Annotated in this window: 19 protein-coding genes; 8 read left to right on the plus strand and 11 right to left on the minus strand. The window is 68.9% G+C overall.

All coding sequences use genetic code 11. The annotated features are described in order from the left end of the window. The first annotated feature begins 20 nt into the window (after positions 1 to 20). Positions 21 to 1,097 (plus strand): ATP-NAD kinase family protein, encoded by a 1,077-nt coding sequence (locus JT689_RS04430; protein WP_205251629.1) that lies wholly within the window; start codon positions 21 to 23, stop codon positions 1,095 to 1,097. A gap of 9 nt (positions 1,098 to 1,106) precedes the next feature. On the opposite strand, the gene JT689_RS04435 is transcribed toward JT689_RS04430, so the two are convergent. Beyond that, positions 1,107 to 1,277, minus strand: a complete 171-nt coding sequence (locus tag JT689_RS04435) for a DUF5786 family protein (protein WP_012289220.1) — start codon at positions 1,275 to 1,277, stop codon at positions 1,107 to 1,109. A gap of 108 nt (positions 1,278 to 1,385) precedes the next feature. On the opposite strand from JT689_RS04435, the gene JT689_RS04440 reads away from it, so the two are divergent. From JT689_RS04440 to JT689_RS04455, 4 genes are all read left to right on the plus strand, one after another. Next, positions 1,386 to 2,414 (plus strand): phosphate uptake regulator PhoU, encoded by a 1,029-nt coding sequence (locus tag JT689_RS04440; RefSeq protein WP_010902535.1) that lies wholly within the window; start codon positions 1,386 to 1,388, stop codon positions 2,412 to 2,414. 66 nt (positions 2,415 to 2,480) lie between these two features. Continuing rightward, complete coding sequence (locus JT689_RS04445; protein ID WP_010902536.1) at positions 2,481 to 2,660, plus strand: hypothetical protein; 180 nt, start codon at positions 2,481 to 2,483, stop codon at positions 2,658 to 2,660. A gap of 40 nt (positions 2,661 to 2,700) precedes the next feature. Beyond that, complete coding sequence (locus tag JT689_RS04450) at positions 2,701 to 2,925, plus strand: hypothetical protein (RefSeq protein WP_010902537.1); 225 nt, start codon at positions 2,701 to 2,703, stop codon at positions 2,923 to 2,925. Between the two features lie 45 nt (positions 2,926 to 2,970). Then, positions 2,971 to 3,381, plus strand: coding sequence for an SRPBCC family protein (locus tag JT689_RS04455; protein ID WP_136361129.1), 411 nt, complete (start codon positions 2,971 to 2,973; stop codon positions 3,379 to 3,381). 252 nt (positions 3,382 to 3,633) lie between these two features. Here JT689_RS04455 and JT689_RS04460 read toward each other — a convergent pair whose 3' ends face one another. Then, positions 3,634 to 5,145 carry an aldehyde dehydrogenase family protein gene (locus JT689_RS04460; RefSeq protein WP_010902539.1) on the minus strand — a complete coding sequence of 504 codons (1,512 nt, stop codon included), beginning with the start codon at positions 5,143 to 5,145 and terminating at the stop codon, positions 3,634 to 3,636. Between the two features lie 75 nt (positions 5,146 to 5,220). Then, a complete protein-coding gene (locus JT689_RS04465) occupies positions 5,221 to 6,069 on the minus strand; it encodes an RIO1 family regulatory kinase/ATPase (RefSeq protein WP_012289221.1) in 849 nt (282 codons plus the stop codon). A 159-nt stretch (positions 6,070 to 6,228) separates the two neighbouring features. Here JT689_RS04465 and JT689_RS04470 point away from each other — a divergent pair, with 159 nt between their 5' ends. Continuing rightward, complete coding sequence (locus tag JT689_RS04470; protein WP_205251630.1) at positions 6,229 to 7,368, plus strand: acyl-CoA dehydrogenase family protein; 1,140 nt, start codon at positions 6,229 to 6,231, stop codon at positions 7,366 to 7,368. 19 nt (positions 7,369 to 7,387) lie between these two features. On the opposite strand, the gene JT689_RS04475 is transcribed toward JT689_RS04470, so the two are convergent. Beyond that, entirely contained in the window at positions 7,388 to 7,828 is a 441-nt protein-coding gene (locus JT689_RS04475) for an adenylyltransferase/cytidyltransferase family protein (RefSeq protein WP_136361131.1), read from the minus strand. Then, the gene (locus JT689_RS04480; protein WP_010902543.1) at positions 7,825 to 8,310 is read right to left on the minus strand and encodes a Mov34/MPN/PAD-1 family protein; all 486 of its coding nucleotides are present in this window, start codon (positions 8,308 to 8,310) and stop codon (positions 7,825 to 7,827) included. Before JT689_RS04480 ends, JT689_RS04475 begins: the two co-directional genes overlap by 4 nt. Positions 8,311 to 8,417: 107 nt before the next feature. On the opposite strand from JT689_RS04480, the gene JT689_RS04485 reads away from it, so the two are divergent. After that, entirely contained in the window at positions 8,418 to 10,310 is a 1,893-nt protein-coding gene (locus JT689_RS04485; protein WP_205251631.1) for a DHH family phosphoesterase, read from the plus strand. On the opposite strand, the gene JT689_RS04490 is transcribed toward JT689_RS04485, so the two are convergent. From JT689_RS04490 to JT689_RS04500, 3 genes are read right to left on the minus strand one after another with little or no spacing between them, the layout of a single operon-like run. Next, positions 10,307 to 11,851 (minus strand): phospholipase D-like domain-containing protein, encoded by a 1,545-nt coding sequence (locus JT689_RS04490; RefSeq protein ID WP_229373406.1) that lies wholly within the window; start codon positions 11,849 to 11,851, stop codon positions 10,307 to 10,309. The two genes, JT689_RS04485 and JT689_RS04490, sit on opposite strands and share 4 nt — an antisense overlap. Positions 11,852 to 11,883: 32 nt before the next feature. Further along, positions 11,884 to 13,185 carry a HEAT repeat domain-containing protein gene (locus JT689_RS04495; protein WP_205251632.1) on the minus strand — a complete coding sequence of 434 codons (1,302 nt, stop codon included), beginning with the start codon at positions 13,183 to 13,185 and terminating at the stop codon, positions 11,884 to 11,886. Positions 13,186 to 13,237: 52 nt separating this feature from the next. After that, positions 13,238 to 13,915 (minus strand): protein sorting system archaetidylserine synthase, encoded by a 678-nt coding sequence (locus JT689_RS04500; protein WP_010902547.1) that lies wholly within the window; start codon positions 13,913 to 13,915, stop codon positions 13,238 to 13,240. Positions 13,916 to 14,011: 96 nt separating this feature from the next. On the opposite strand from JT689_RS04500, the gene JT689_RS04505 reads away from it, so the two are divergent. After that, a complete protein-coding gene (locus tag JT689_RS04505) occupies positions 14,012 to 14,461 on the plus strand; it encodes a plastocyanin/azurin family copper-binding protein (RefSeq protein WP_205251633.1) in 450 nt (149 codons plus the stop codon). Positions 14,462 to 14,521: 60 nt separating this feature from the next. Here JT689_RS04505 and JT689_RS04510 read toward each other — a convergent pair whose 3' ends face one another. The 3 genes from JT689_RS04510 to JT689_RS04520 are packed head-to-tail and all read right to left on the minus strand — an operon-like array spanning position 14,522 to position 16,484. After that, positions 14,522 to 15,142 (minus strand): 30S ribosomal protein S3ae, encoded by a 621-nt coding sequence (locus JT689_RS04510; protein ID WP_136361135.1) that lies wholly within the window; start codon positions 15,140 to 15,142, stop codon positions 14,522 to 14,524. Then, positions 15,139 to 15,384 carry a KEOPS complex subunit Pcc1 gene (locus JT689_RS04515; protein WP_012289224.1) on the minus strand — a complete coding sequence of 82 codons (246 nt, stop codon included), beginning with the start codon at positions 15,382 to 15,384 and terminating at the stop codon, positions 15,139 to 15,141. Before JT689_RS04515 ends, JT689_RS04510 begins: the two co-directional genes overlap by 4 nt. Next, on the minus strand, positions 15,381 to 16,484 hold the full coding sequence (locus JT689_RS04520) for a hypothetical protein (RefSeq protein WP_205251634.1): 1,104 nt from the start codon (positions 16,482 to 16,484) through the stop codon (positions 15,381 to 15,383). The genes JT689_RS04515 and JT689_RS04520 overlap by 4 nt, the downstream gene beginning before the upstream one ends. Between the last annotated feature and the right edge of the window lie 2 nt (positions 16,485 to 16,486).

Below are 16,486 nucleotides of genomic sequence, written 5' to 3' on the forward strand. Positions count from 1 at the left end.
TCGCTGTCGCAGTGTCACGCATGCGCACTGTCGGCGTCGTCGTGAACCCGATCGCCGGGATGGGCGGCCGAGTCGGCCTCAAAGGCACCGATGGAAACGTCGCGGAGGCCCGCGAGCGCGGCGCGGACCAACGAGCCCCCCAGCGAGCGCGCACGGCGCTTGACGCGCTGCGTGACGCCGCCGGCGACGTGTCGGTTGTGACTTACGACGAGCCGATGGGCGGGGGCGTCGCCGCGGCCGCCGGGTTCACGCCCACCGTGGTGGGTCACCCGACCACGCCGGCGTCGACGGCGGCCGACACGCGGGCGGCCGTCGAGGCGTTCATCGACCACGGTGTGGACGTGATCCTGTTCGTGGGCGGCGACGGGACGGCAACCGACGTCGCGACCGCCGTCACAGCCCACGACGCGTCGGTGCCCGTCCTCGGCGTGCCGGCCGGCGTGAAGGTGTACTCCGCCGTGTTCGCGGTCCAGCCGGCCGCTGCCGGCCGGGTTGCGGCGACCTTCGAAGACACCACCACCAGGGAGGTCAGCGACATCGACGAGGGCGCGTACCGCGACGGCGAGGTGCAGACGACGCTCCGTGGCGTCGTTGCAACCCCCGTCACGGAGGGGGCCGACGCCCTCCAACCCGCCAAGCAAGCCTACGCCGGTACCACCGGCGCGCTGGCCGCTGGCGTCGCTGACAGCGTCCGCGACGGGGTGACGTACGTCCTGGGGCCCGGCGGCACGCTCGCCGAGGTCGCCGACGCGCTCGGCGTCTCCGGATCGCCGCTCGGTGTGGACGTGTACCGTGACGGCGCGCTCGTTGTGCGCGACGGCAGCGCCAGCGAGATCACCGCGGCGCTTGGCACCGACAACGTCGTGTACGTCTCCCCGATCGGCGGCCAGGGGTTCGTGTTCGGGCGCGGCAACGATCAGATCTCCCCGGCGATCATCGACCGCAGCGAGGTCCGCGTCGTCGCTTCACCGCAGAAACTCGATCAGACCGGCGTGTTGCGCGTCGATACCGGCAGCGAGGACACCGACGCGTCGCTGCGAGGCTGGCAGCGGGTTAGAACCGGCCGCTTCGAGAAGCGCCTCGTGAACGTGGTGTGAGGACGGCGGTTACTCGTCTTTGATCGATTTGAGCTGGTCGATGAGTTCCTCGCTGTCGGCCTCGGAGTCGAACGACACCTCCCCATCGTGGTCGTTCTCGTGGACGCTGACGCCCTTGTCTTCGTCCGTATCTACGCTCTGATCTTTCTGCTCGGACTCATCGTAGCTACCAAAACCCATGTGCATCTATACGACTGGGTCACGGAAAAGCACGCCGGATCACAGTGTCTGTGAGGATGCAGCCGGCCGTGGGTCGAAACTAAGGGCGCGCACGAACTTGCGTACGGCATGGGGACACGGAAAGTTCAGCAACTCGGCCCGTCGACGCTCGCGATGACGCTGCCCGCCGAATGGGCGCGCAGCCAGGACGTCGTGAAAGGCGACGAGGTGACCGTCCGCGAGGGGGGACGTGGCTCGCTGACGGTCACCCCGGCGTCGGCCCGCCAGGGGGAGACGGAAGCCACGATCCACGCCACGGACTTCGACGCCGACGCCGTCGAGCGCGCCATCGTCGGTCAGTACGTGCTCGGGCGGCGCATCATCCACGTCGAGAGCGAAGCCGCCCTCGACTCGGCGCACATCAACGCGGTCTACAGCGCCGAAACCCAGCTCATGGGATTGGGGGTGGTCGAAGAAACCCCCGCCAGGATCACCATCCGGTGTTCGGTCGATCCGGCTGACTTCGACCTCAACAACCTCCTGGAGCGCCTCGAAAACACCGGGTCGACGATGCGCGGGGAGGCCGTGAAGGCGCTCGCCCACGGCAACCCGGATCTCGCACAGCGCGCGCTCAACCGGGAGCGACAGGCCAACAAGATCTTCGTGCTGTTGTTGCGGCTCATCTTCACCGCCTACCACGACCCCGGGCTGGCGCGCACGGTCGGACTCGACGAGGGGTTCCCGCTCGTCGGCTACCGGAGCGTCGCGAAGAACCTCGAACTCGTTGCGGACAACGCCGAAGACATCGCGGAGATCGTCATGGCGACGGACGGCCACACCTTGGACGTCGATCAGGCGACGATGCGCCGCATCCGCGAGTTCACCGACGCCGTCGACGACGTCGCCGCCAGCGCCGTTTCGGCGGCGGTCAACCGCGACTACGACGCCACAGTGGCGGTGCGCGAGCAGTTCAGCGCGATCGAGGACCGCGAGGCCGACATCCTGGCTGACCTCCCGGAGATGAACAACGCCGACCTGCTCGAAGCCCGGGAGGTGCTGGTGAGCCTCCAGCAGTCCGCACAGTACTCGATGCGCAACGCCGAGATCGCCGCGAACCTCGCGTTGAACGAGCAGTCCGCACACACCACACTCACGTGACCGACACCCCCCGGCCGCCGAGTAGAATCAGTTAAGGGCCGCCACCGGCAACCCTGGCGTGTGACTATGCAGTCCGCCGACGAAACCGACAAGGGTGTTGGCGTGGGCATCGTGTTCGGCTTGCTGACGGCTGCAGCCGCCGCGTACGCCTTCGTATCGTCCGGGCAGTTCCAGACAGCGATCGGGTTCGGCGCGGCGATGGTGCTTGCGGCGTTGTCCGTCGGCGCGATCCAGCTCTGGGGGTAGCCGGAAAACCATTAAGCCGACGAAGCCACAACAGCAAGTGATGAGCGACTACACCGACGAGGAACGCCGCATCCTCGACTACCTTCGGGAGAGCGTCGACCGGGGTGAACGGTATTTCCGGTCGAAGAACATCGCGGACCATCTCGGGCTCTCCTCGAAGCAGGTCGGTGTTCGGCTCCCGGAGCTGGCGGAGAAATCGGAGGAAGTCGACATCGAGAAGTGGAGCCGGTCGAAATCGACGACGTGGCGGGTCGAGCCCGCGTAGTCCGGTAATCGGCGGCTTTTTCCTGACGGCACCGAAACTCCGCGTATGACCGTTCGGGTCGAGCGCACGTTCGAATTGGCGGTGCCCCCTGAGGACGTCTGGGCGTTTATCTCCGACCCGGAGAAGCGCGCCGACGCCATCAGCGTCGTCGATAGCTACACGACCACCGGCGACACGACGACGTGGCACGTCGAGTTGCCGATCCCCGTCGTCCGGCGCACCATCGACGTGGAGACACGCGACGTGGACGTACGACCACCGACGTTCGTGAAGTTCATCGGCAAGTCGGGCATGTTCGACGTGACCGGCGAACACGAGATCGAGCCGGCCGACGACGGATCGACGCTCACGAACCGGTTCGTCGTCGATGGCTCCGTGCCCGGCGTCGAGCAGTTCTTCAAGCGCAACCTCGACGACGAACTGGACCGCTTGCAGCGCAAGCTTGCCGACGCATAGCCGGTGTGGCGGGCGGGCAGGTCGAGACCCGGCACACGCACCCACCGACACGTGAGTTTAAGTAGTCGGAGCCAGTACTGTGTACTGCCGGAAACGACGCTTTTCTCGTCGTGACGGCATCACAACATCGCTCCGCGTCCGCACCCACCCCACCACCGCTGCTATCGGCGCGTGGCCACGATTCCGGGACTCGTGGCCACTCGCCACCATCCGCCTCTTCGTAAAAAACGTGTGTTCCGACGCGACGACGGCTTACTCGTCGGTGTTGATGTCCGCTGAGAGCCCCTGCGCCATCTCGATGTCCTTGGAGTTGTTCAGCGTCCACGCGGTGCGCTCAGTGACCGCTTCGATGACCTCGCGCGCGCTGGGGTAGCCGTTCCCGGATTTCTTCATGCCGCCGAACGGCAACTGGACTTCCGCGCCGATGCACGGCAGGTTGCCGTACGCCAGCCCGACTTCGGCGTTGTCGCGGTAGTAGTTGATCTGGCGGTAGTCCTCGCTGATGACCGCGCCAGCGAGCCCGTAGGGCGTGTCGTTGTGGATCTCGACGGCGCGCTCGATGTCACCGGAGTACTCGATGAGCGCGACGTGCGGGCCGAAGACCTCCTCGGTGATCGAGCGCAGGTCCGGATCGTAGTCCACCTCGTAGACGAACGGCCCCACCCAGTTGCCGTCCTCGTGGCCGTCGGGGATCTCGTCGTCGCCGAGCTCGGTGCGGTCGACGAGCACGTTCTCGGCTTCCTCGCGGGCGATGTCGTTGTACGTCTGGATCTTCTCGACGTGGGCGGGCTCGATGGCCGGCCCCATGAACGTCTCCTCGTCGAGGGGGTCGTCGACTGCAACCGACTCCGCGATCTCGACGAACCGCTGTTTGAACTCGTCGTAGAGGTCCTCGTGGACGATGAGGCGCTCGCTGGACACACAGCGCTGGCCGGTCGTCTTGAACGAGCTCATGACCGCGGCGTGAACGGCGATGTCGAGGTCCGCCTTCTCGGTGACGACGATGCCGTTCTTGCCGCCCATCTCGCAGGCTGCGAGCTTGCCGGGGTCGTCGGCGACCGTCCGTGCGACCTCCTCGCCGACCTCGGCGGAGCCGGTGAACAGCACGGTGTCGATGTCGTCGTGGTCGACGATGCGGGCGCCGGCGTCGCCGAAGCCCTGCACCATGTTGAAGACGCCGTCGGGGATGCCGGCGTCCGCGAACATCTCGGCGATGATCTGGCCACACCACGGCGTCTGCTCGGCGGGCTTCCAGACGACGGTGTTGCCCTCGACCAGCGCGACGGCCATGTGCCAGAACGGGATGGCGACCGGGAAGTTCCACGGCGTGATGCAGCCGACGACGCCGCGCGGCTGGCGTCGCATGTAGGCGTCCTTCTCGGGGATCTCGGAGGGGACCACGTCACCTTTCGGGTGGCGGGCGTCGCCGGCCGCCCACTCGACCATCTGCCAGGCTTCGGTTACGTCGGCTTTCCCCTCGCTGATCTCCTTGCCACACTCCTTGGTGACGACCTCACCGAGCTCCTGGTGGCGGTCTTTGAGCTCGTGGTAGATGTCCCAGAGGTACTCCGCGCGGTCGATGCGGGACAGCGACTGCCACTCGTCCTCGGCGTCGTCGGCGGCCGCGATCGCCGCCTCGACGTCGGTCGTCGTGCCACGCTGGAACGTGCCCAGCGTCTCGCCGTTCGCGGGGTTCCTGCTGTCGAAGGTCTCGGTGCCGTCGCCGTCGACCCATTCGCCGTTGATGTAATGTTGGTACGTCATCGGGAGAGTCTGCGTTGTACTGCGTGAAAAAGATGGGTCTTCTATGGACGATAGCGCGTACACTGTCACATGGTGTCACAGGCCGCGCTGGGCGTTCGTTGCGGCCATCCCGATGTGGCCGGTCAGCGCCGCGGTGTCGAAGTCGTGGTCGGGGCGAAGCTGGACGAACCCCAGGAAGTCCTGGGCGCGCAAGAGCGCGTCCATCGTGGTGGAGACGTCCGCCGCGGCCTCGTCGACGGTGTACGACTCGCGGGCGATCCGCACCACGGTCTGGGCGTCGATGAGCGGCTCCAGGGCGGCGAGCGCGCACGCGAGGTCGTACGCGCGGGCGTCGGCGATGGCGTCCGTGTCGACGTTGGTGGCGTCGATGAAGTAGAGGTCGCCGTCGGACACGAGCACGTTCTCGGCGCGCAGGTCGCCGTGTGCGACCCCGTTGGCGTGCATCGTGGACAGCGCCTCGAAGACCGCCGGCGCGTGGGCGGCCACGTCCGCCGCGGGCACTTCGTCCAGGGGCGTGAACGCCGGCAGGTAATCCAACACGAGCACGCCGAAGCCGTCGACCTCGAAGGCCTCGATCGGCCGCGGCGCGTTCACGCCGAGCGCCCGGAGATCGCGGGTGGCGTCGCGTTCGTGTTCGGCCATCGCAACCGGGCCGTCGAAGCGCTCGAAGAACCCCTCGGTGCCGCTGGAGAACATCCCCAGGTTCCGCGCACCGGTGAACACCGCGTGCACGAGCGCGTTCTGCTCGGAGATGACTTTCACGAACCAGCGGTCGTTGACGACACACGGCGTCGACAACCAGTTGTCGGCGTCGAGGAACACGACCCGCACGGTGTCTTGGTCGTAGCGTGCGCCGAGCTCGCGGGCGACAGCTTCCAGTGACTCCCATGGGACGGTGCCGCGAACGAGCTGGCGGATGCGCACACTGGAGGTTCGGCGGCCCGAGTCAAATGTCCAACGCCATCGCGGTTCGTCGGTACGGCGTCAGGGGTGTCCGGCGGGTCGACTGGGACCGCCCACACAGCCGTTGTAACAAGTACATGTTTTCGGTGCGTTTATCATGGTTGTGCCAAACGTTGACGCATGAACCACGAGCTGCCCGACGAGCACGCGCTCATCCAGGAGACCGTCCGCGAGTTCTGCGCGGCGGAGATCGAGCCGATCGCCGGCGACATCGAAGCCGAGCATCGCTTCCCCACGGAGGTCTTCGACGCGCTCGCGGACCTCGACATGCTCGGGGTGCCGATCAGCGACGAGTACGGCGGCCTCGGGGGCGACCAGCTCATGTACGCCACGGTCACCGAGGAGCTCGGCCGCGTCTCGGGCTCGATCGGGCTCTCGTACGCCGCCCACGTCTCCCTGGGCGCGAAACCCATCGAACTGTTCGGCACCGCCGAACAGAAACGCGAGTGGCTGCGCCCGCTGGCCGAAGGCGACTACCTGGGGGCGTGGGCGCTCACGGAACCAACCAGCGGCAGCGACGCCAGCGACATGTCCACCACGGCCACGCGCGACGGCGACGACTACGTGCTCAACGGCACCAAGCAGTTCATCACGAACGCCTCCGTCGCCGGCAGCGTCGTCGTCAAAGCCGTCACCGACCCGGACGCCGGCTACGACGGCATCTCCACGTTCATCGTCGACCCCGCCGACGACGGCTTCGAGGTCACGGCCGAATGGGACAAGATGGGGCTGAACGCCTCACCCACCTGTGAGATCTCCTTCGACAACTGCCGCATCCCCGCCGACCGGCTGCTCGGCGAGGAAGGCGACGGCTGGACGCAGACCAAGAAAACACTCGACGGCGGCCGCATCTCGATCGCCGCCCTCTCGACCGGGCTCGCACAGGGCGCGTACACCGCTGCCAGCGAGTACGCCACCGACCGCGAGCAGTTCGGCCAGCCGATCTCCCGGTTCGACGCCGTCCGCAACACGCTGGTCGACATGCACCGCAAGATCGAGCGGGCCCGACTCCTGACACGCCGCGCCGCCAGCAAATACGACGCCGGCGAGTCGGTCACCCGGGAGTCCGCGCTCGCCAAGCTCGACGCCAGCGAGGCCGCCCGCGAGGTCGCCGAGGACGCCGTCCAGACGCTGGGCGGCTACGGCTACACCACGGACTTCGCCCCCCAGCGGTTCTTCCGGGACGCCAAGCTGATGGAGATCGGCGAGGGCACCAGCGAGATCCAGCACCTCGTCATCGGCCGGGAGCTCGGGCTGTGAGCGCACGCTGCCCGGCCGTTCACGGATCCGAGTCGCCGCGCTGGGCGAGCACCCGATCGACGATGTCGCCCGAGGACAGCACCTCGTCGTCGTAGCGCGCCTCGCGGGGGGACGCGCGTTCGACCGCGCAGTCGAGGCCGCGGTCGGCGAGTTCGGCTTCGATGGCGGCCGCGTCGTGGTGCTGGTCGAACCCCAGCGCGATCACGTCCGGGTCGATGGCTTCGATCGGCGCGAAGATGTCCTCGGGGTGGCCGATCCGGGCGTGGTCGACGGGGTCGAGCGCGGCCACCACGTCGCGGCGCTGGCGGTTCGGCAACACCGGCGGGTCCTTGTGCGTGACGTTCTCGCGGCGCGCGAGGATGACGTGCAGTTCGTCGCCCATCGCGGCCGCGTCCTCCAGGTAATGAACGTGGCCGGGGTGAATCAGGTCGAACGTCCCCTGCGCGACGACGCGTGTCATTCTAACTCCTCGTCGATGTCGGCCTGTGTGAAATCGAAAAACGACTCGGGGTCCGGCAAGTCGACGTCGAGCACCGTCGTCGTGCGGGGTTCGCCCTCGCTGTCGAACGCCCGCCAGCAGTCCGGCCCGTAGGGGTGGCCGAGGATGATGTGGAGTTGCCCCTTCCCGAACATCGACCGGTCGGCGTCCGACGGCGCGAGCACGCCGTTGGGGTGGGAGTGGATGCTGCCGACGTTGCGCATGTCGTTGGGCACCTGTGTCGACCCGAACGTGGCGCTCACGGGGTTGGTTTCGGTGCCCGGGATCACGAGCACGTCGGTCACGACGTATCCGTCGTCGGCGTCCAGATCGAACGCCGACGCGGGCGTCGCCCGCAACAGCCCGAGGTACTCGTCGGGGTGAGAGTCCTGGGCCGCCTCCCGGGCGAACTCCAGGGCGTCCTCGGCGATGCCGAGTACGGACGGCCGGCCACCGAACAACATACCGTGGTGTCCGCGCCCGCTGAAGTTGAGGGTTCCGACTCGCTGCCGGCACAGCCGAGGCCGAACCTCGCAGGAGTTAAAACTGCCGCCGCCAATCCCTAGACAAGATGACTGACGCCACTGTGGGCGATGAGGCCGCTGCGCCAACCGTCGTCCGTCTCGACGCCTCCTGCACCACCCAGGAGGTCGAAGCCGGCGAATACTACCACGCCACCGTCAACGGTGTCGTGGAGTACGGCGCGTTCGTCGACCTCTCCGAGCACGTCTCCGGACTGATCCACGAATCGACGTACTCCGGCGACCCCGACCTGGCGGTCGACGACGACGTGATCGTGCACCTGTCGGCCGTCCGCGACAACGGCGACCTGAGCTTCGAGTTCGTCGACCCCGAGGAGTATCAGACCGAACAGCGCAGCCACGCCTACGAGCGCACCACCGCCGACGCCGTCGGGTCCCGGATCGGAGACACCGTCCACATCGAGGGCGAGGTCGTCCAGATCAAGCAGACCGCCGGCCCCACGGTGTTCCGGGTGCGCGACGAAACCAGCGCCATCCCCTGCACCGCCTTCGAGGACGCCGGCGTGCGCGCCCACCCCGGCGTCGAGGTCGGCGACATCGTCCACGTCAGCGGCGACGCCGACGACCGCGAGGGAACCACCCAACTCGAAGTGGACGCCTTCGAGGTGCTGTCGGGCGGCGACAGCGCCGACGTCGCGCGCCGCCTCGACGCGGCGCTGGCCGAACAAGCAGACCCCGTCGATGTCGACGCGCTCGTCGACTGGCCGGCGCTCGAACAGCTCCTGCCGGACCTCCGGTCGGTCGCGCGGACACTCCGCCGCGCGGTCTTGGAGGGGCGTCCCATCCGGATGCGCCACCACGCAGACGGCGACGGCATGTGCGCCAGCCTCCCGGTGCAGTACGCCCTCCGGCAGTTCATCGAGGACACCCACCAGGACGAGGACGCCGCCCGCCACCTCCTCAAGCGCCTCCCCAGCAAGGCCCCCTACTACGAGATGGAGGACGCCACCCGCGACCTCAACTTCGCGCTGGAGGATCGCGCCCGCCACGGCCAGAAGCTCCCGCTGTTGTTGATGCTTGACAACGGCAGCACCGAAGAGGACACGCCCGCCTACAAGACCCTGGACAACTACGACATCCCGATCGTCGTCGTCGACCACCACCACCCCGATCCGGGGGCCGTCGACCCGCTGGTCGACGAGCACGTCAATCCCTACCTGCACGGCGAGGACTACCGCATCACCACCGGGATGCTGTGTGTGGAGCTCGCGCGCATGATCTACCCCGGGATCACGAGCGACCTCGAACACGTGCCCGCGGTTGCCGGCCTCTCGGACCGCTCGAAGGCCGACGCCATGACCGACTACTTGGACCTCGCCCGGGACGCCGGCTACGACGAGTCGTTCCTCCAGCAGATGAGCGAGGCCCTCGATTACGAGGCGTACATGCTCCGGTACGACCACGGCACGCAGGTCATCGCGGACATCCTGAACGTGGACGGCGACGCGCAGCGCCACCGCGAACTCGTGCCGTTCCTCGACCGGCTCGCCAGCGAAGCCGTCGCCGAGCAACTGGACGCCACGCGGAGCCACGTCGAACACGAGCGCGTCGCCAGCGGCGCGAACCTCTACCGGATCGACGTGGAGAACCACGCCCACCGCTTTACGTACCCCGCGCCGGGGAAAACAACCGGCGAGATCCACGACCGCAAGGTCGAGGAAACCGGGGAGCCGGTGATCACCATCGGCTACGGCCCGGACTTCGCGGTGCTCCGATCGGACGGGGTGCGCCTGGACATCCCCACGATGGTCGAAGAACTCAACGATGAGCTCCCTGGGGCCGGCGTCTCCGGCGGCGGCCACCTGGTCGTCGGCTCGATCCGGTTCGTTCCCGGGATGCGTGATGCGGTGCTGGACGCGCTCATCGAGAAGATGGCCGACGCCGAACTCGACGCCGACCTCCGGAGCGCCCCACAGCGCTAACCCGCCTCGAATTCGACGCGGGCGGCCGCCGCGAACAGGCCGGCAGTGACGGCGACACAACACGCCACCGCGACGCCGACCGGGAGCCGCCACGCGCCGCCCCGCCAGTCGGCGCGAAACGCCCGCCCGTAGTACGTTGCGACGGCCGGATCGTCGATCACCACGACCACCTCCCGGTTCTCCGTGGCGGCCTGCGTGTTCCAGTTCAGGCTGCCGACGACCGCGCGCTCGCCGTCGACGACCGCGCCCTTCACGTGCACCTTCTCGAAGCGCGACCGCGGCTCGACGATCGCCGCCGCCAGATCCAGCTCGTGGGCGTCAGCAACAGCGTTCAGCCGCCGGGTCGTGTTGCGGTTCTGAGCTTCGTTGTACCACCGCCCCGACAGCAGCACGCGCACCCGGACCCCACGCTTGGCCGCGTCAACGAGCGCGGTCGTGAACTCGCCGTGTGGATCCAGGCGCGGCTGCTCGACGACCACCGACTCGGTGGCGTTGTCGAGCAGCGCGTGCACGCCCTGGCGGGCGTTGTCCGGTGCAACGTGTACTACCGCGCGGTCAGCCTGGGTCGTGACCGGCGGGAACCGGGTGGCGAACTCGCCGGAGGCCACGGACCGGTTCCGGGCGGTGAGGGTGTCCCGAGCCGCCGCCCACGGCTGTGCGTCCGGCCACCCGGTGTCGGCGCGGAACACGGCCGCGAGGTGGGCGGCCAGCCGAGCGTCGGCCACCGACACGCCCCACCCGCGGTTGGCGTGGCCGCCGCTCCCGGACGGCTTCCAGTTCTCCGAGAGCACGACCGCGCGGTCGTCGGCGACCACGTACTTGGCGTGGTGGAACCGATAGCGGGCGCGCTCACCCCCAAGCACGCGCACGTCTACGCCCGCTGCACTGAGCCGGTCTGCCTGGGTGATCTCGGCGCGGGGCACGCCACCGGCGACGCTGCCGCCGACGAGCACCCGCACGTCCACGCCGGCGTTCGCGGCGGCCACCAGCGCGTCCGTGACGCGCGTCGACGTGATCGTGTAGCCGGCCAGGTAGAGCCGCCGGTCGGCGTCGGCGATCGCGGCCACCGGCTGCCCGGGGTCGTCGGGGAGCACGAACGCCGACAGCGAGACGTTCGTCGCCGCGACCGGCGGGAAATCCGTCGCCCCCAGCGGCGTCCACGTGTCGCCGTCCCAGCGCTCCGCCGTGGGCGCACGGCCGTACGACAGCGCGTCGACGGTCCGGTTGTGTCGCGTGCGGATCGTGACCCGGTCGCCGGCGTTCGACAGCGACAACTCCCCGGTCACCTCGACGACCGGATGGGGCGTCCGGGACCTCGTCGTGGCCGGCGCGGTTGAGACCGCCACGGTTCCGGAGAGCGTCCGGTTCGGGAACGCGGCGCGGTGGTGGCTGTCGGTGATCGTCCACCCGGTCGTGTTCGTGGGCGTCCCGAAGGAGACGACCACGAACTCGCCGGCGTCGCCGTCGCTGGCCGGGTTCGGTGCCACTCCCACAATGGTCGTCGATGCGAGCAGCGCGGCCACGGCCAATCGAGCGAACACACGCCCTGCTGGCCGCGCGTCCCTACTTGAACTTACGCGCTCCCCGTCGAAGCGTCGGCAGCGTCACGATGGTCAAGCGCGGTCACGGCCTTCGTGGCTTCCTGCTCGACGACGTACGCCCGGTCGTCGGCGTACTCGGCGGCCGCCTCCAGCGCGGCCTCGGTGCCGATCTGGACGAGCGCCCAGGCCGCCGACGCCCGCACCGTCTCGGAGTCATCGCTCTCCAGGATGTCCACGAGGGGCGCGATCGCGCGCGTGTCACCGATCAGTCCGAGCGCGCGGGCGGCCTGGCTGCGAACGTCGGCCCGCTCGGCGACGAGCTGGTCGGCGACGACCTGTGTGGACTCACGACTGCCGATCTCCCCGACCGCCTTCAGCGCGGTCGTCCGGAGGTTCGGGCTGCCGTCCTCAGCCACGTACTCCTCGATGTGTTCGAGGCCGTCTTCGACGCCGATCTTCCCCACGACCTCGATGGCTTTCGGGTCCCGGCGGGCAGCCAGTTGCCCGACCGCGTCGAGTGCCGCCGGCTTTGCGACGTGCAACAGCGCGTCCAGACAGTGGCGCTGCATGAACTCCGAGTCGTCCAAATGCTCCATGCACAGCAGGATCATCTCGACGTTCCCGCGTTGCTCCCACTGCTTGAGGGCGGTCCACTCCGGCGGGAAGTCCTTGTGCTTGTCACCCATCACCTCATAGTACCCCTCCGCGCGGAGCTTCTGGCGGACTGAGAGGTCGTCCCACTCCTGTGCGTCCGCGACGCCCTCGTCCAGGCTGTCGGTGGCCGCGACCAGGGATTCGATGGTGTCCGCGTCCGCGTCGGCGTCCAACCCCGCCGCCGAGATCCGCTCACTGACCGCCGCAAGGTCGGCACCGAGATCACCGGTCTCGTCGAACGTCTCCCCCAGGGCGTCGCCGGCCGCCTCACGGAACTGGGCGACGACGGCCGCGAGGTCGTCTTCGCCCTGGTCGGTCCACCGCGTCTCCGCGATCGTGGACTGCGCGGCGTCGACGGTCTCGGCGGCGTCGCTGGCGTACGGGCCGCGCTGGTCGTCGACACCGTCGCGAACCTCGGCGAGGTGATCGGTGAGTGCCGCTTCGCGGCTCTCCTCGTCGTCGTCGTCCGGTTCGGGGAGCTCGGCGGCCTCGATGTCGGCCGCGACAGCGTCGAGGCTGGCCTCGATGTCGTCGAGGTCGGACTCGGTGCTGGCCGCCTCAAGCGCCGCCTCGGCGTCGTCCAGCCGGGACTCAAGCGTGTCCGGATCAACGGCAGTCGTGTCCGCCGCCTCACCGGCCTCCTCGGTCGTCTCCGCGGGTTCCTCGTCCCCGTCGCTCATACACGTGCGTTCCGCCAGCGCGCCTATGAGCGTTTCCCTTCGGGGGCGCTGGCTACGCCGCCCGCCAGTAGAACCGCGGTGCGAACACCAGGTACGCGCCCGCCCACCCGAACAACGCCTTCGGGAACGCGCCCGCCAGCGCCGCCGGCGCAACCACCGCGCCCGCCTGCACGACGCCCATCGCGAGCGCGTCCCGCACCAACAGATCTGGGTACTCGATCGTCGACACCATCAACACAGCCAGCACCCCCGCAGCCCCAACGATGACCGTCGGCTGCTCGACGCCCGCGAGCACGCCCGCCGCCAACAGCGTGGCGGCAAGCGTTGTCTGCACGCCTTCCGTGTGCTCGTGGCCGGTGTCGTAGGCCGTGTACAGGCCCAGCCGGACGACCGCGCTGGCGACGAACCCCGCCCCGACGACGAGCGCCCCGATCCCCACCGGAGCCCCCGCCTGCCAGGTGTTCCCCGTGGCGGCGACCACGATGCACGCCGGCGCAACGCCGAACGACGCCACGTCGGCAAGCGAATCGAGGTGTTTGCCCGCCGGCGTCGAGCCGAGGCGGCGCGCCACAACCCCATCGAGGCCGTCGGCGATCGCCGCCACCAGCACGATCCGGGCGGCGAGCCGGGGGTTGCTGGGTGCCGTGACGACCGCGAGAAACCCCAGCGCCGCGTTCGCCGTGGTCACGGCGTCGGCCACCCCTAACCGACCGACGAAGCGCGGTTGCATACGACTCGCCAAACACGTGGCCCGTCCTTACGTGTTTACATCCGCGACCCACCCGCGACCGCGGCAAATAAATACGCCACAGCCCAACCATGTGACATGCATCGTCGGGCGTTTCTCGCCGGCGGAACCACCCTTTCAGTGGGCGTGTTGGCTGGCTGCATCGGCCCATCGGTCTCGAAGTCCGACTACGACATCGGCATGGTGTCGAACGGGTTCGTCCCGCAGGAGCCCGTCGAGGACGAAGACATGGCCACCCACCAGCTGACCGCCGGTGACACGGTCACGTGGGCGAACACGGGCTCCCGGAACCACACCGTCACCGCCTATGGGAGCGGACTGCCCGAGGGGGCGTCGTACTTCGCGTCCGGCGGCTTCGACACTGAGCCGGACGCCAGGCGCGCCTGGCAGGACAACGTCGAGGGCGGCGGCAACATCTCACCCGGCGCCACCTACGAGGTCACGCTCACTGTTCCCGGTGAGTATTACTACTTCTGCATCCCCCACGAGGGTGCCGGCATGCGCGGGAAACTCGTCGTCGACGACTGAACGCTTGGGCGACGCGTCGACGCGCGAAAAAACCAGGTGTGTGTGATCGGCGACCGCGAGTTACTCGCCGCTGAAGTCCACTGCCGTCTCCTCTTCCTCGTGGACCTCCTCGGGGTGGGCTTCCAGGGTCGCCTTCTCGACTTCCACGCGGCGAAGCGGGTAGATCGTGTTCGCCTCGTCGTAGATCGCCGACGACAGCCGTCCCTCGATGATGGAGTTCAAAAGCGCCTCGAAGGTGCGCTCCTCGCCGGCCTCCTCCACGAGGTCGATCATCGTCCGCCGGATCGCGTGCTGCTGGCTCTGGTCGGCCTGCTTGGTGGTGTACGCCACCGGCTGGATGCGCACGCGGTAGTCGTCGGTCGTCAACACCGTGACCGTCACTGCGACCTTCGACGACCCGCGGCGCACGAGGCTGCGCTGGTAGTCCCGCGTCAGCTCGGCCTGCACGAACTGCGTGGACGCGCTGTCGCTGCCCACGTCGTCGATCTGGAAGGTCAGCTTGATGTTGTTGTCACCGCCGTCCCGGATGTCCGACAGTGCGGCCTGAATGGTTCGGTCGTATACTTGATCTGGCTCCTCTGCCAGGGTCTCACCGAGCTCCGCGCGGTCGAACTCCTCGGGCGCGAGCACGGTGTACCACCGCTTCTCCTGGTCCTGCTTGGAAACTGAACGTTCGCTCATGATTGATGTGTGGTGTGTTGGTTTGCTGTCTGTGCAACCGTCGCCGCAACGGTGAGGTTCACGACGTAGTCGTCGACGGTGGACTGCATGCCTGCGGTGTCCGCGCGCTCGATGCGCGTCACGACGGTGTCGCCGGTGTCGTCGACCGTGGTGGTCATCTCCGCGGTGTTGTCGGGGCGCACGCAGGCAGCGACCAACGCCGGGGTGTCGACGGCGGTGCGGATCGTCGCCGTGCGCGTCACAGTCCACCCCGCACGGTCTCGATCACTGCGTCCGCGTCGCTGCTGTCCCCGAGCGTGGTGACGGCGCGCCGACGGGTTCCGACACTGCCCGGCAGTACGGCGTGCGCGTCGGCATCGGTCGTCGCGAGCGCAGCGGTCTCCGTGCCCACCGCAATCACTGCCGGCTCCGTGGCCCGATAGTCGCGGAGCAGCCGTGCAACGGTCGGGCTGGCCGTGGGGACGTCCGCAACCACGACGCCGCGGTGGCGCGCCAGCGACGCCGCACGGACGGCCGCATGCGACGGCGCTGCGTGTGCCTGCCACGCCGCCAGCACCGCGGTGCGGTCGGCAACGCCGAGCCCCAGGGCGACCCCGTGTCCGGGCGCTGCCCACGCTACCGCGTTCAACACGTCGGCGTACCCCTCGACGGTCGCCATCATCCCGTCCGGGGTGGCGCGCGGACGCAGCGCGTCGTGGACCGCGTCAGCGGCGCACGGCGGCGCATCAGCGGTGGCGTCCAAGGCCACCGCCGACGCGAGCCGTCGGCGCGCCGCCGCGTCGGGCTCCGGTGGGAGCCCGAGCTCGGCGAGGAACGCCCCGGCTGCCTGCTCGTCGCCGGAAAACGACGCGTGTACGAGCGTCGAATGCGCCAGCCCGGCGGCCAGGTCGGCCGTCGGAACGCCGACGCCCGGGCGGCGCGTCCACGCCTCGGCTGCCGCCCGCACGTCGGCGGGCGGCTCGACGCCGTCCGCGACCGCGCCCGCAGCGGTGACGACGGGATCCGGGTGGGTCCCGACCTCGCGAGCGAGCGCGAACGCGTCCGCAACGCCGGTCACGGAGGCGTCGGCAGCCACCGCCTCACAGCCCACGGTCACGTGGGACGCAGTCGGCGTGGCTGCCTGCGAACCGTCAGCAGCGCCGCTGTGCGACGGTGGCTCGGATACCACGCGCACCTGAGAGGGGACGCCCACCTCGTCACAGACGCCGGCAAGCAGTCCCGCGGCCACAACGCACCCGCCGGTCGGCGCCGCTGTCACGCGGACGAACTCCGCACCGGACACCACGCCAGCGACGTCCCGCACGCCGTCGCTGTCGTTGCTGCTGCGTCCCGTCGTCGCCATGC

It is taken from the genome of Halobacterium sp. GSL-19 (genome assembly GCF_016917855.1).
GTDB lineage: Archaea > Halobacteriota > Halobacteria > Halobacteriales > Halobacteriaceae > Halobacterium > Halobacterium salinarum.